This is a genomic window from Gracilibacillus sp. HCP3S3_G5_2, from assembly GCF_052063305.1.
GTDB lineage: Bacteria > Bacillota > Bacilli > Bacillales > Amphibacillaceae > Gracilibacillus.
The window spans coordinates 21397-35964 of sequence record NZ_JBQHXU010000011.1; the positions used below are offsets into that span (position 1 = coordinate 21397).

General features: G+C 33.5%; 14 protein-coding genes. 2 read left to right on the forward strand and 12 right to left on the reverse strand.

What is annotated here, in order from left to right; translation table 11 throughout:
• Window positions 1-36: 36 nt before the first annotated feature.
• The 6 genes from brxC to ACTNEP_RS15985 form a co-directional block, all read right to left on the reverse strand.
• Window positions 37-3600 carry a BREX system P-loop protein BrxC gene (gene brxC, locus ACTNEP_RS15960; RefSeq protein WP_441163018.1) on the reverse strand — a complete coding sequence of 1188 codons (3564 nt, stop codon included), beginning with the start codon at window positions 3598-3600 and terminating at the stop codon, window positions 37-39.
• Window positions 3601-3611: 11 nt separating this feature from the next.
• Complete coding sequence (locus tag ACTNEP_RS15965) at window positions 3612-4160, reverse strand: BREX protein BrxB domain-containing protein (RefSeq protein ID WP_441163019.1); 549 nt, start codon at window positions 4158-4160, stop codon at window positions 3612-3614.
• Window positions 4157-4759 carry a DUF1819 family protein gene (locus tag ACTNEP_RS15970; RefSeq protein WP_441163020.1) on the reverse strand — a complete coding sequence of 201 codons (603 nt, stop codon included), beginning with the start codon at window positions 4757-4759 and terminating at the stop codon, window positions 4157-4159. Before ACTNEP_RS15970 ends, ACTNEP_RS15965 begins: the two co-directional genes overlap by 4 nt.
• Before the next feature lie 18 nt (window positions 4760-4777).
• Window positions 4778-5026 carry a TIGR04540 family protein gene (locus ACTNEP_RS15975; RefSeq protein WP_047184324.1) on the reverse strand — a complete coding sequence of 83 codons (249 nt, stop codon included), beginning with the start codon at window positions 5024-5026 and terminating at the stop codon, window positions 4778-4780.
• A 126-nt stretch (window positions 5027-5152) separates the two neighbouring features.
• Window positions 5153-6004: an ATP-binding protein gene (locus ACTNEP_RS15980; RefSeq protein ID WP_100332653.1), complete on the reverse strand. Its 852-nt coding sequence runs from the start codon at window positions 6002-6004 to the stop codon at window positions 5153-5155.
• Window positions 5949-6872, reverse strand: coding sequence for a hypothetical protein (locus ACTNEP_RS15985; protein ID WP_144089683.1), 924 nt, complete (start codon window positions 6870-6872; stop codon window positions 5949-5951). Before ACTNEP_RS15985 ends, ACTNEP_RS15980 begins: the two co-directional genes overlap by 56 nt.
• Window positions 6873-7437: 565 nt before the next feature.
• On the opposite strand from ACTNEP_RS15985, the gene ACTNEP_RS15990 reads away from it, so the two are divergent.
• Both ACTNEP_RS15990 and ACTNEP_RS15995 read left to right on the forward strand, forming a co-directional pair.
• Window positions 7438-7695 (forward strand): hypothetical protein, encoded by a 258-nt coding sequence (locus ACTNEP_RS15990; RefSeq protein ID WP_100332655.1) that lies wholly within the window; start codon window positions 7438-7440, stop codon window positions 7693-7695.
• A 426-nt stretch (window positions 7696-8121) separates the two neighbouring features.
• Window positions 8122-9618 (forward strand): recombinase family protein, encoded by a 1497-nt coding sequence (locus tag ACTNEP_RS15995; RefSeq protein WP_100332656.1) that lies wholly within the window; start codon window positions 8122-8124, stop codon window positions 9616-9618.
• Window positions 9619-9718: 100 nt separating this feature from the next.
• Here ACTNEP_RS15995 and ACTNEP_RS16000 read toward each other — a convergent pair whose 3' ends face one another.
• The 6 genes from ACTNEP_RS16000 to ACTNEP_RS16025 all read right to left on the reverse strand — a co-directional run bounded on the left by ACTNEP_RS16000 (window position 9719) and on the right by ACTNEP_RS16025 (window position 14560).
• On the reverse strand, window positions 9719-10027 hold the full coding sequence (locus ACTNEP_RS16000) for a nucleotidyltransferase family protein (RefSeq protein ID WP_062351127.1): 309 nt from the start codon (window positions 10025-10027) through the stop codon (window positions 9719-9721).
• Window positions 10028-10236: 209 nt separating this feature from the next.
• On the reverse strand, window positions 10237-11877 hold the full coding sequence (gene merA / locus ACTNEP_RS16005) for a mercury(II) reductase (RefSeq protein ID WP_040037805.1): 1641 nt from the start codon (window positions 11875-11877) through the stop codon (window positions 10237-10239).
• Window positions 11878-11901: 24 nt separating this feature from the next.
• Window positions 11902-12294, reverse strand: a complete 393-nt coding sequence (gene merR, locus ACTNEP_RS16010) for an Hg(II)-responsive transcriptional regulator (protein ID WP_040037804.1) — start codon at window positions 12292-12294, stop codon at window positions 11902-11904.
• A gap of 209 nt (window positions 12295-12503) precedes the next feature.
• Window positions 12504-12737 carry an arsenic metallochaperone ArsD family protein gene (locus ACTNEP_RS16015; protein ID WP_438819050.1) on the reverse strand — a complete coding sequence of 78 codons (234 nt, stop codon included), beginning with the start codon at window positions 12735-12737 and terminating at the stop codon, window positions 12504-12506.
• An 89-nt stretch (window positions 12738-12826) separates the two neighbouring features.
• On the reverse strand, window positions 12827-13246 hold the full coding sequence (gene arsC / locus ACTNEP_RS16020; protein ID WP_040037803.1) for an arsenate reductase (thioredoxin): 420 nt from the start codon (window positions 13244-13246) through the stop codon (window positions 12827-12829).
• 15 nt (window positions 13247-13261) lie between these two features.
• Entirely contained in the window at window positions 13262-14560 is a 1299-nt protein-coding gene (locus ACTNEP_RS16025) for an arsenic transporter (protein ID WP_040037802.1), read from the reverse strand.
• Window positions 14561-14568 lie beyond the last annotated feature (8 nt).

Sequence of the window (14568 nt, forward strand, 5' to 3'; positions counted from 1 at the left end):
TATGTAGAGGAGCAGATAATATTCCTGCTCCTGAATTTAAGCTTTCACAAAGTAATGCGTCTGCAATTCCTTTAATAATTCTCGTTTTAGCGAATCAACTGCACGTTCCAAGTCTTCTTCCGTTTCAATTGTATCTACACGACTGAAAAACTTATCATACAGGTCTTTACCTGTAATTGGTTTTGGTTCTCTTTCTACCGTATCTGTTTCTTCTCTTATTTCTTTCAACATTTGTCGTGCTTTTGATTTTGTCGAGTCAACCAGTTCACCAAGCTGTTGTTGATTAATACGAGCGCTTGAAATGCGTTCACTGTTCTTTATCTTTTCATATAGTTGAGTTGCACGGTCTATTCTCGACTGAATATAAGCTGTAATTGTCTCATATTGGGAGTATTGTTCATATAAATCTTTTAATTGCCCCATTGATTTATCAGATTGAACCAAAACAGCTTGTTTTTGTTTGTCTGTTTCTTCTTGGATGATGTTCTTTAAATCATCGGTTAGCTTTGGTAATTGACTAATATCTTTCGATGGTTCTTCTTGCAATAAAATTTGTTTCATTCGTTGAGCAATATCTTCTAGTTCTTCATTATGAATAATTTCTAAATCCTGTTGATGATTTTTTAGAACTTGCACTGCTTCATCAAACTTTACAATTGGATTTCCTTCATAGAATCCTTGAAGCATTTCGATAATATCAAACCATTCCTCCATATCATCTTCATACTGAATGAAGGTGCGACAGAATTGTTCTGGGTCACGTATCGATAACAATTTTTGTGTATCTGTTACGACTCGTCGAATATGACTCTCGCCAGGATATGGATAGTCACTCGTAGGATCTTGTTGACGTCTTCTTTCACGAATCTTCTCAATCGGCTCAACAAACTCCTCATGTACTTTTTCACGGATGATTTCTTCATACGCATCGTACGTATCGAAAATCTGTGTTAACGAGAAGAAATCACGCACTAGTACAATAAGTTCCTGTTTAACTTGTCCATCCATCTCAACGATTGGCATTACGACAATCCGATCACGTTCAGATATCCTTTCCAATCTATCGTAGAACCTTTCTGAATTCGGATTAAATGGTTCACCTGCATAAGTAAATCGGACTTTTCCTGCATTCATCAGGCCTAACAAGATACCAATTGTGTCTTGTTCTTCCCATCCATAAGGCACTGCTTCATATTTTTGTACAATCTCTTTTAATGTTCGTTGATCATGATAACGTTCCAGTTCTTCGATAAAGACTTTTACTTCATCGACTGCATTTTTATTTACATCACTGAAAAGGTTTTGTTGTCCTAAATTTTCCGCAACCTGTTGCCATTCTTGTTTACTATTTCTAAAAGAGATTGGTTCTTCTATATAATGAAATTTTGTAAATGTATTTCGAATGAGCATATCCATTGCTTGATTCACTTTATGTTCAAAATCTCCATTAAAGTCTCGGCGCTGACTATGGATATAGAATTCCGCATTTTCACATGCTTTAGCTAACAATTCTTCTGCTTTTTGAGAATACTCATCCACTTCTGCTAGTTTTGCTTCAAAAATCCGTTTCTGTTGTTGCGTTGTAGTACTCGATTGTTTTCGACGAACATAACTGTCAACTTGTTGGATATATGCTAATGCTTTTTCTGCTTCTGCCACATATTCTTTATCTAATAAAATAATCAGATAACCAGAATTAGCTTGTAGTGCTGCTTCTGAATCGGTCATACCTTCTGTATACACTTGCATCGTTAATTCATGATTCATTTGACCCTTCACGTAATTATCGAAGCGTTTATTATAATCAAAGTGTTTGGTTTGTTCATTATGTTTGTATTCGTACTTCGGATGACGATACATCACGTTGAAAAACAGATTTGCTAACCGCTCTTTAACTACAGCTGAGTTATACTCTTCTGCACGAATCTCACGATTAATTTCTTGTTCTTCATCGGATAAGAAAGAATAGGTTCCATCAGCATGTTGCTCAATGAACATCGCGGTTTGCAGACGGTTTAATGATTCTTTGATTTTATACTCTAAAGGCTGACGTTCATCATATACGGTCTCCACCATCAAGGTTGCAATATTACTTGGAGTGGATTTAATTGCATCAATTCCTTTAATTAAATAGAGTACTTGCAATACTTGTACATCATATTCTGTTAACCCTTCATCATTTTTGGCACGATCTGCTGCTCTTGCAATCGTACTTGTAATGGATGATTCTAAATAATCTCGAATTGATGGATAAAATTCAGCCATGGTGACCATATTGTCTACATTTTCACTCGCATTTAATTGAGCTGCTTCTTGGAAAGCTTTTAGTAATGACCGTTCACCACGTGATGTATGCTGTCCTCCTTCACCCAGGTTACGAATCTTCGTAAAAATCATTTGTAGTAATTCGATTTGATAAGGAACAAACGGATAAAAGGAAACAAATTCATCGATGCTACGATAACCTGAACGGAGTTGTGTGTGCGTTCTATCAAATGCTAATCTATTTTGAATTAGTTTTCCTTCTTGGTCATGTATGGTTTTTAATGTATCTTCTCCAACTTCTGTTTTCTCTAAGAGCCTCTTTTTAATAACCTCATCGGTATTCGCACTTGATAGGTTAATTTTTGTTTCAAAGCGACCTTGAATTTTAGAGAAGTCTTTTGTACTATCTAAATCTGATACAGTTGCTTCTAGCTTTTCTTGTGATGTTACGATTACCCATGCTTGACCTTGGCATAAATCACCTAATTTTTCTGTAATCGTTTGTAGGTTTAGCATTAAGCTCGTATTATTACCGATATATTGTCCAATTTCATCCGCTAGGAACACAATGCGATAATCCGGGCCTTGTTTTTTACAATAATCGGCAACTAATTCCGCTACACGTTGTGCATCAATCGAAAACCATTCTCTACTTACATCAAAAAAAGTTTCAGCTGTATCCCGATCGTATCCTACTGTTTCTAATGCTTGAATTACCTTCTTTTTACGTAGTAATATTTTTAATCGGAATTCTTCCCACGGTTTACCATTTTGGTCCAGAATCGCTTGTTTAAATTCCTCATACTTTCCATCTTCATCTAATTGACGTTCCATTTCTGCAACCCAAAGTGTATCAGAATACCCTAAATGGTTATTAAACACTCGTAGAAATACCTCAATGATACGCTCTTTTTCAGCATCTTTTGACGAAGAGGTGGAACGTGAATCAATATTAAATAGTAATGCATCTGTTTTTTTCTCAGATACCTTTTTCATCATGTTAAGTAATTCTTGATTATTGGTCTTGTCTTCAAAATATTCGGCAGGAGTTTTTCCATTAATGGATTGATTATGTAATAAATAAGATAAAATCTTCAGGAAGTGAGATTTACCAGATCCAAAAAAACCTGAAATCCATACACCTATTTTTGTTGAAGGCTGGTCATATACTGCTAAATAATTTCGATAAAATCGTTCTAAGTAATGTTCGCTTTCTTCTGTCAGTACATATTCATCTAATTCTGTTTTTACTACCTCTTCGTCCACTTGCTCTGCTTGAACAACATTGTTAATTGGACGAAAAATATCTTTTTTAAATAGTTCTTTAATTTGCATCCCTTTTCCCCCTAGGAAATACGTGATAATTGATAGTCGTCTTCATAGTCCAAAATGCCAAATAGTTTTAGCCTCAGCCCTGTAAATTCACCGGGATAAAACAAGACAATCGGCTTTTTATAGCCTTTACTGGAAACAATTTTTAGTAATTGACTTGAGCGTAGAAACGGGTGAGCGGTACCAACACCTGTAATAAAAATTAAATCCGCTTCCTCCGTTTTATCCTTAAACTGTTGGAACATAATATTACCTTCATTTAAAATTGGATCGATTACATCTATTAATCCACGCATCCCTTCACTTTCTGTTAACTCATATAGTTCTTCTAGTTCATCTTCGTCAAAGAATGAAAGTAAGAATTCAAACAGATTTACTTCCTTTATCTTAAGTGACGTGCGTTTCAACATATTTTTTACATAAACACGTACTTGTAGCTCATCTTTCGCTGGATAATCCAATACAAAATGAGGAATATCGCTCCCAATCCCTTTTGGTTGGGTGAATCCGTCTTGGTTAATTCGCTTTTCCATTTGTTCTAATCGTTCATATGTAGACTTCATGACTCATTCACCTTTTCTAAAACTGAAAAAGAATACAACAATGGCATATTCTTTTCAGCATAAGTTTTTAAATCTCGGCTTATATGTATTGGGTTAATGGTATATTTTGTCTGGTCAATTTGTTCAATCATTTTTGCCTCTTTAAAAAATAACATTAAGGTACTAATTAGACGTTTAATCGTCTCAGGCCTCCATCCATTAACTCGCTCGCTTACACTTGCTTTACCTTCAAAGAAATAATGAAAATCATTACGATACAGTGGTTCCTGTTGTTCATACTTATAAACAATAACTTCTATATAAAATTCTAATGGTATTCGATAAACTTGAAGAAAGGTATACAACGTTAATGCCTTTCGATCATAATCATTCGCTCGTAAAAAGTGCTGTTTCATTTCATCGTCTAAGGAAGCTGCACGATTATAAACCATGTTAAATCTATTTTTTATACTCAAAGGACTTCTTAATTGAAATAAATTATTCTCCGTCACTTCTTCTAAAATCTCTTTCTTATTTTTCCCTTGCAAAATAAGATTGATTACTACCGCAATGTCATTCTCTGACCATTTTTCTTTCGTGAATCCTGCTGAATATTCCATTTATTCTATCCCTCCTCTCTATTGTGTTTTATTTATTTGGTTGATTACTTTATCAACTACTTCAAGTCTTCGTTTTCCACATTGTTGACGAATTATCGTGGTATAACTCCCATTCTTCATAAGTTTATTCGTATTATTTATGTACAATTTTTGAATCAAATCCATCATTGCTACTTCATCAATTTCATCTTCCCAATATTTATCGATAACTTGGTTAATAGACGCTGCAAGATCACGTTGAGTTCGTTGAAATATTTTAATTTCCATTTAAGAGTCACCTACTCTTACTTTTTTTATACTTTATCTTTATTTTATTCTACCACGAAAGTACCATAATAGAATAATAAAATTGAGCCGCTACCAAAGGTAACGGCCCATTATTAATTGACAGACTTATTCATCTTCAAAAAACAATTTAGCAACTTTATCATTCTCTTGTTTGGATAGGGTGCTACGTACAGATTCTTCAGGCATGGGAATTGGAAAAGTCATTTTTTCCACCCGACTCTTTATACGACCGCTTGGGTATTTTCGGTCTAACTCTGTAATTGGCATATTTGAAGTTATAATGGTTGGTTTATTATCCATCATTCGTTCATCTAAAATCTGAGTTAAGATTTCTTCCACCCAATCCGTAGTTTTTTCCACACCTAAATCATCCATAACTAAGATATCTGCTTCAGTTAAAGATCGAATGATATCGTATGAATTTACCTCTTTTTGATGAAAAGTATTCTTCAATTCACTTAATATATTTACCACTGAAATATAAAGTGGATTTATTTGATATTTCATCATTAGTTCATAGATGATAATGATAGATAATAGTGTTTTTCCTGTACCTTTTGTCTTGCTATAAATGTAGAGACCCTTTCCCATATCATTCATTGTTTCAAAAGATTTGATAAATCCAGATGCTACCTTTTGCGCATATTTTGCATGCTTTATAGCATCTTTACTTTGATAATGGTTAACGTTAAAATCTTCTAAGCTCTTATGATGATATTCTTTCGGAATTCTAGCAGTTTTAATAGAATTTAGTAATTGTCTTTGCTCTCTACACTTGCAAAATGTCATCGCTTCTGTCCCATCTTCTCTGCGATAATGAATCATACCACTTCCATCACACTCATTATAAATACACTTATTTGACGGCTTAGTGATTTTCCCTGGCTTTTTCAACGACAAATCACCCATATCGTTCGAAATATTCATCTTCGACATAATCTCCTGTATTCTGTTCATTGTTAACAACCTCCTGAAAAAAATAGTTTTTATGCGCTTGATCAAAAATATAGTTTGTTACATATCGAAAAGAACGAATTTGATCGTTTTTGTGTTGTGGCTTAAACTGGCGAAAACAATCCTCAATCCATTTCAGAACTAGGTTAGTGTTCCATTGCTCTTTGACTACTTCTAAAATAGCTTTATAGTCATTAGATGATATTTTGGACTTTCCACTAAGCTTCAAATAAAGTTCACATATTTTATTAAATTGTTTAGAATCATTGGATTTCATATCATCATCAATTGACAATGAAGATGATATTTCTGATAAATTATTTGTATTAGTATCTGTAGTAATCTCTGGTATTGCAGTAATACCTGTGCGTTTCGAAAACTCATTATAATTATTCAACTGTTCAGTATTTGTTTCTCGAGCATCAAAATCTGCGCTTCCAGTTAACAAATTTTCATCTTCGAAACGGTATCCAATCTTTTTTAAATCTGATGTCACTTTTACTAGATTTACGCGATATTGAAATGTTTTATCCCATCTATAGATAGGATTGCTTCTTTTATTTAGATATCCCTTTTTTACCAGTTGATTTATGTGCTTCCGCACTGTATTTACAGATACGCTAAGCATCACTTCTTCTTTTAACTCTTCTGCCTTCTTATAAATCCATCCATATTTTAGGGAAACATCACCTTCCTTACTGCCATTTTCTAACCTTGTTTTTTCTTCTAGTAAATATTTACTTACATCCTTGGTACGTTCACTCCAGTAAATAAACTGATTTAGTATGATTGCTTCTTCTGTGCTGCCTGTTAATTTGACGTACTCCTCTTTAATTACAGCTCTTTTTAGTTTCTTTTTAATTTCTATCACCTTCCTCTCCGTTTTAATTGAATAATTTTTAGTCCTGTTGCTTTATCAACGATAAAGCCTAAATATTATAAAGTGGTGTTTTTCATATTTTAATAGGTTAGATAAAATTTTTTTATAAATTTAAAAAGATCACTACTGAAGCCCAGTAATACCTTTTAAATGAACGTTATTTAAGTTTGTCAAAAAGATAATAGTCTCTTTTTTCATTTGATCTGTGATTTGATTAGATTGATATATAACTTTAAAAATCCTAAATATAAACATGACTCTAAATTGACCGTTTATGACTATTATCTACCCGGTTATAGACAAAGTGTATATTTCTTACATGAGTATCGCTATAATAGTTTCATTAGATTAAAGGAAGGTCCGTAATCGTATATTTAAAATCTAAATCAACTGAAACATCACATCAGACAATGATTAAATACAACTTCGTATTTCATGAGTTATGGGACAAATGGTATAGAAATGGAAATAACAAAAATTTTTCTTTACATAATACTGCAGAAATGCCCAAAATATAGAAGTATATATGAAAAGAATATAAAAGGAGATTTTATTAGTGAGAGCATTTGATAGAACGGGCTTTTTTATCCACCAGACAACAAAGGTAAGAATACGTAAGTTCTTAGACAAAGGAATAGAGGTATATACCTATTCGAAAGATGGTAAATTAGGTTTCATACCATATTGTAACTTAGTAACCAATATAGATAATCTTTATGAAGGAAAATCACTTTATGTCCACTTTCTTGGATATAAAAAACCCCATCTCTTTTTTACCGAAGAGGGAACAGTATTATTTCCTGATCTTCCGTAACAGGAATATTAATTAAAGACCAAAATACTACAATTATTCAAAGCTTGAGGAGTTTGAACATACCTCAAGCTTTTTTGTGTAATTAAAAACTGTAAATGATATAGCTACTCTAAATGATCGATATAAAATTTCAAGTTGCAAAAAAAAAGTTTTTATTTCCTCTTAAAATATCATTTTTTCGCGGTTATCATATTTCAGCAAATGACTAGCCGGCTGTTATTTGTGTGTTTAATCCACAAATAGATAAGGGGAGAGTTCATTCATTATGATAAAAAACGAAATTTTAGATTTTGATAAGCATTACAAACTTAAACTCGCAACAAATAAAGAGTTAACAAAAATAAAAGGCTATGACTTTCTAAACTTCCTAACAGACTTAATGATTAAATACTCGGATACTTTTATTACTGAATTGGAGGATGAAAGATGATAACTAAATATACAAGAGCATACGCCTATGTTCGTATTAGCACAAATAAACAACTAGATAACACATCTATTGAACAACAAATTGAAGCAATAGAAAAGTATTGTAAGGAAAATAATATTATTCTTGTAAAAACATATGTAGAGGAACCAGCATCCGGGGAGAGTTTTTCAAATAGACCTGAGTTTAAAGAGATGTTTTATAATGTTTTCCAAGAGGAGAATAATATTGATTCCGTCATCGTATTTAAACAAGACCGCATATCACGCAATTCTTTAGATTCTCAATATATCTTTAACCGTTTAAAAAAGGCTAACAAGAACCTAATTTCAATAGCTGATAATATCGACACAAACGATCCTAACTCAAAGCTTATTTATCAGATATTAGGTATTATTGCAGAAGTCGAAAAAGATCTAATCGCTTTTCGTACATCACTAGGTATGGAAAAAACCTTTGAAAATGGAGACTTCAACGGTGGAAGGGTATTTGGATATAATTTAGTAAATAAGAAATTAGTTATTAACGAAGATGAAGCAAGAGTAGTGAAATACATTTTTGATTGTTACTCTAACAAAATGTGGGGTTATCGAAAAATAGCTAGTAGTTTAAATATGCAAGGTATCAAAACCAAAAAGGATAATTATTGGTCTATTACTGCTGTTAGAACTATTCTCAATAATAAAATCTACAATGGTTATGTTAAATGGAAAGGTAAATATAAAAAAGGGAATCATTATCCTATTATTAGTGAAGAGCTTTGGGAAAAAACCCAAAAGCTTTTATCACTACGTAGTTATACCCAAGAAAAAAAACACAACGGCTCTTTTCCGTTATCAGGTCTATTAAAATGTCCTACTTGCGGAGGAGCGATGGTACAAGGAAATGCAAACAAAAAATACAAATATTACGTGTGTAGCCGTTTTAAAAACAGTGGCTCTAAAGCATGTAAGTCGAATCTTGTAAAAAAGGAGTATGCAGAGCAAGAGGTTTTATCACAGGTTATGAATTACCTTAACGATTTAAACCTCTCTGTACCATTACAAACAGTTGTTATGGATAACCTAAAAAGTGAACTTGAACCAATTGAAGAGGAACTTAAATTACTAGAAAAAAATTTAAGAGAACTAAAAAGAGAGAAGCAGGATCTCATACAACTTTATACGAAGAAAATAATCGACATTGATACACTTAGTGATGAAATGAAAAGAGTTCAGAATCAAGAAAGTGAACATAAGGAATTTAAAATACTACTAACAAATCAGATAGAATTAAAGAATAACAATGACTTATTACCAGTAATTAACCGCATTGCTAATGATTTTAATTCATTTTTTAACTTATTAGACGACTTTGATAAGAAAGAATTACTTCGGTTGCTTATCAAAGAAATTCAAGTAAATACTGGAGAAAAGCCTAAAGATCGAACCATCAAAAAAATAGTCTACGAGTTTGATCAGAAGTTATTTAAAGAGATAAATAATGAACTTGTTTGACAACTTGCTGGCATTTTACTGTAGATTTGAACAATTTTTAGTAGGAAGCTCAATTAGCAGTCTATTTTCTAGCAAATAGACTGCTAAAATTATAATCTTATTATTTTCCCTCTTCTACAAATGTAGTAGTCAATAGAAACTCTGACTTTAAAGCAGGTTTAATATCATTTAATATGACTAAATCTATCGGCTTCTGAAAGTGATCTTCTAGGCTTATTTTTAAGTCCATGTAATTATCAAAAGATAAATCCGAGTCGTTAAATTCTACTATTACATCAATATCACTGGATTCTTTTTGTTCATCGCGGCTGTAAGAACCAAACAAACCAACTCGCTTAACACCGTGTTTATCTCTCCAAGTATTTAGGTTTTTTGATAATTCATCAAGGATTGCTTGTTTCGATAACATATTATCATCACCATTTTCCGACATTGGTTTTTTATTTTCGTTATAATTCCGAACCCATTAACAAATGATATAAGTCCTAATAATACTCTACCATTAATTACACATTCTACTGAACCGCAACCAGCCAAATTACTATTAAATTGCTGTTATTCCTGTAAAGGGTGAGATAGTTTAAGTGTATTAATTAAAGCTCCTATAAATAAGGAGCTTTATCCTGCACAACAAGATAATTTTGATACATCCTTATCAAATGTAAGGGCAGCTAATTTTATTCCCTCTGCCGATGTTAAATATGGAGCAAAGCTTTCTTTTAAATCCTCTACGGTTAAGCCAAATTTAACGGCTAATGTCGCTGCATAAATCACATCTCCTGCATTTTCAGCTACGATATGAACCCCTAATACTTTTAACGTTTTTGCATCAGCTACAAGTTTAAATACACCTGTTGTTTCCCTATTTACTATCGCTCTTGGGACTGCATCTAACGGTAATACTGATGTTTTTACTTCATAGCCTTTTTCTTTTGCTTGTTCTTCCGTTAAACCAACTGTTGCAATCGATGGATTTGTAAATATAACGCTTGGAACAACGGATAAATCTATTTTTTTATTTAATCCACCATCTGCATTATCTGCAACAACTCCACCTTCATAGGCTGCTACATACACAAATTGCGGTCCTAATGTCACATCTCCTGCTGCATAAATCTTTTCATTACTTGTTTGAGCAAATTCATTTATCAGTATTTCCTTTTGTTTTCCAACATCAACACCTGCAGCACGTAAATTTAAAGAATCCGTATTTGGTTTTCTTCCTGTTGCAATAAGTAACTGCTCTGATTCAACGACTTTTTTCTTACTGTTTACAGTTAGATAAACCTTTTTTATCTCCCCATCTTGTTCGACACACTCATATGTTGCTCCTTTGATAAGGTGTATACCCTGTTCGATTAACATTTTTTCTACTGTTTCAGAAATTTCCGGGTCATACTCTTTTAATAATCGCTCACTTCTTTGTATAAGTGTTACTTCTGAACCTAAATGATGGAAGAGTTGCCCAAGCTCAATCCCAATATATCCTGAACCTATCACCGTTAAACGTTTTGGAACTTTCTTTAATTCAAATAGCGTTGTACTTGTTAAATAATCAACTTTATTAAGTCCAGAAATCGATGGGATAGAAGGAGAGGCCCCTGTTGCAATTAAAAAGCGTTTTGCAGAAAGTTTTGTTCCATTTACCTCAATTGTATTTTCATCAACAAAGCTTGCTTCTCCCTCAATTAAATCAAATCCATATTCGTCTATTAAATCGACATATTTTTGATTCCGAAGTTCACTCACTAATTCGTTCTTTTGCTTGATTAAAGGAGCCAATTCCACTTCTCCAGCAGATGTTTGTAAACCTATAAACGGATTTATCTTAGCTAAATGATTGATTTCCCCTGCTCTAAGAAGGGTCTTGGATGGAACACAGCCAATATTCACACAGGTCCCTCCAATCGTTCCACGCTCAATCATTCCAACTTTTGCACCGTATTCAATAGCTTTAATTGCAGCAGAAAAAGCTGCACCACCAGAACCAATAATAAGAAGATCATAATTACCTTTAGTACCTAACACCACATTTTCTTGTTGTAGTAACTCTTCAATTTCTCCAGTTTGATAATTTGCTTCGTTAATTGCCCTTTTTGCACTTTCAACCTCTATACCATTAGGCAATTCAAATACTACTTCACCGCGACGGAAATTTGCTTCAGTATTTTTAGCACCTATACTTTCAAGTGCTGACTCTACGTGTTTTTCACAGCCTGTACAAGTCATTCCTTCAATATTTACCTTATATTTATTCATAATAAAGCTCCTTTCATTAATCTCTCATGTTAAAGTTTCTATTATTGGACACGCATGTAATTGCTTTTCATCAGGACATCGTTGTTTCAAGTCACCTAACATAGTTTCAATTCGTTTTAAATCCTCTATTTGCTTTTGAACTTCCTCTTGTTTTCTAGAAACAAATTCAAACATATCTTGGCAACGGACTTCATCTTTATCTACAACTCCAAGTAACTTGTAGATTTCACCTAAAGAAAAACCAAGCTCTTGTATTCGCTTGATGAATCCTACACGCTTAACGTCATAATCTGAATATAAACGATAACCAGTTTTTGTTCGGGAAGGTTCCTTTAGTAAATTTTTTCGTTCGTAATATCTAATCGTCTCTTTGTTAACTCCACATTTATCTGCAAACTCACCAATGCGATAAATCACTATTTTCACCTCAATAAAATTATAAACCATGTACTACAGTACATGGTCAAGTAGATATATATTATTAAAATTTCCCTACTAAAGTATTCTCCTTCAATGAAAAGTGGTTTTTTATTATAAAATTGCCCCCACTAGTAAATGGTTAAGATAAATTTAAAAAGGTTGGAAGTTCTCCCTACCTTTTATTTCACTTATCAGTCGTTTTATGATTATTGTTTTCCCTTTTTAAAACTCTGATAATTCTTATTCCCACCAGACAGGTTAAATACCTCTTTAAAACTCATATTAATTAATACATTCTGAGCCGCATTACCAGTAACACCCTTTTGTTCAAGGGAATAAACAGCTGATGCAACTCTAGTTAAATCTGGATCGACACTCGGTCCACAAACACCTGTAGAACAACATTTTGCTGGGTCAAACATTTCTACCTTTTTCATCATGAACAACTTCTTTATTGATGTATAGTTATATACTTATATAGAAACCGAAAAGATAAGGCTTGCGTATCAACATGCCTCATCATTCCCTATTATTCACCTGTTTCAGCAAATCGCTTAATCCGTTCACCTATTTCATCACGAACGCGCTGAAACACTTTCCAAACTTCTTCTTCCGTACCTTCAGCCTTGGCTGGATCGTCAAAGCCCCAATGTTCACGTTTTACATGAGGTGGTGTCACTGGACAGCGGTCTTTGGCATCTCCACATAATGTTACCGCCAATGTTGCGTTATTTAAAAATTCTTGATCAATGGTTTCCGATTTTTGAACAGAAATATCAATTCCAGCTTCCTTCATTGCTTTTACCGCATTTGGGTTTAGTCCATGTGCCTCAATCCCTGCACTTCTAACTTCCCATTCATCTCCGAGATATTTTTTCGCCCATCCCTCTGCCATTTGACTACGGCATGAGTTCCCTGTACATAAGAAATAAATTGTTTTTTTAGCCATAATTCATTCTCCTTTTTAAAATAGTAGAAGTGTTAGATAAAGACCTACTAAAGTAATAAAAAGTATTGGGATAGTTAAAACAATCCCGGTTTTAAAATAGGTTCCCCATGAAATTTTAATTCCTTTTTGGGAAAGTACATGGAGCCACACTAAGGTTGCTAGTGAACCAATTGGCGTAATTTTTGGTCCTAAATCCGAACCAACTACGTTAGCATAAACAAGCGCTTCTCTTAATACACCAGAAGTATTCGTTTCAGCAATGGCTAATGCATCAATCATTACGGTTGGCATATTATTCATAATCGATGACAGGAAAGCAGCTATAAAACCCATTCCAACTGTAGCAACGAATAATCCTTGTTCAGCCACAGTTTGAAGAACACTTGCGAGCGCAGAGGTCAGCCCGGCATTTCCCAATCCATATACGACGACATACATTCCAATTGAAAAAATAACGATATTCCACGGAGCGCCTTTAATAACTTTTTTCGTATTAACAGCGGCACTACGTCTGGCCATTATGATAAAGAATATAGCTATGGCCCCAGCAATAATAGATACTGGTAAATTTATGAATTCGCTACTAAAATAGCCAATTACTAATAATCCGAGAACATACCAAGAAAGGCGAAACATCTTTATATCGTTTATTGCTTCTTTCGGTTCCCTAAGTTTCGATAAATCATAATTCTTAGGGATACTTTTTCTAAAGTAGATTAGTAATACCGAAATGGTTGCAATTAGTGAAAATAAGTTCGGAATAATCATCCGCGAAGCATATTCAACAAATCCAATGCCAAAGAAGTCTGCAGAAACGATATTTACTAAGTTACTTACAATAAATGGTAATGAAGTTGTATCCGCAATAAATCCACTTGCCATAATGAAAGGGAATATCATTTTTTCTTTAAAATTCAAATTTCGCACCATTGCAAGAACAATCGGTGTTAGGATAAGTGCCGCTCCGTCATTCGCAAATAATGCTGCAACAACTGCACCTAAAATACTAATGTAAACAAACATTTTTATTCCATGACCTTTTGCTACCCGTGCCATGTGCAGTGCTGCCCATTCGAATAATCCAATCTCATCTAGTATTAAAGAAATAAGGATAATTGCGACAAAGGATAGCGTTGCATTCCATGTGATGTCAATTACTTCAAGAACATCACTGAATCCTACTACCCCTACTAATAAGGCAATTACAGCTCCACCCATTGCGGACCAGCCAATGTTTAAGCCCTTTGGCTGCCATATTACTAGTACTAGGGTTGCAATAAAAATTAATATTGCGAGTATAAGCGTTGTAGACAAAATAATAC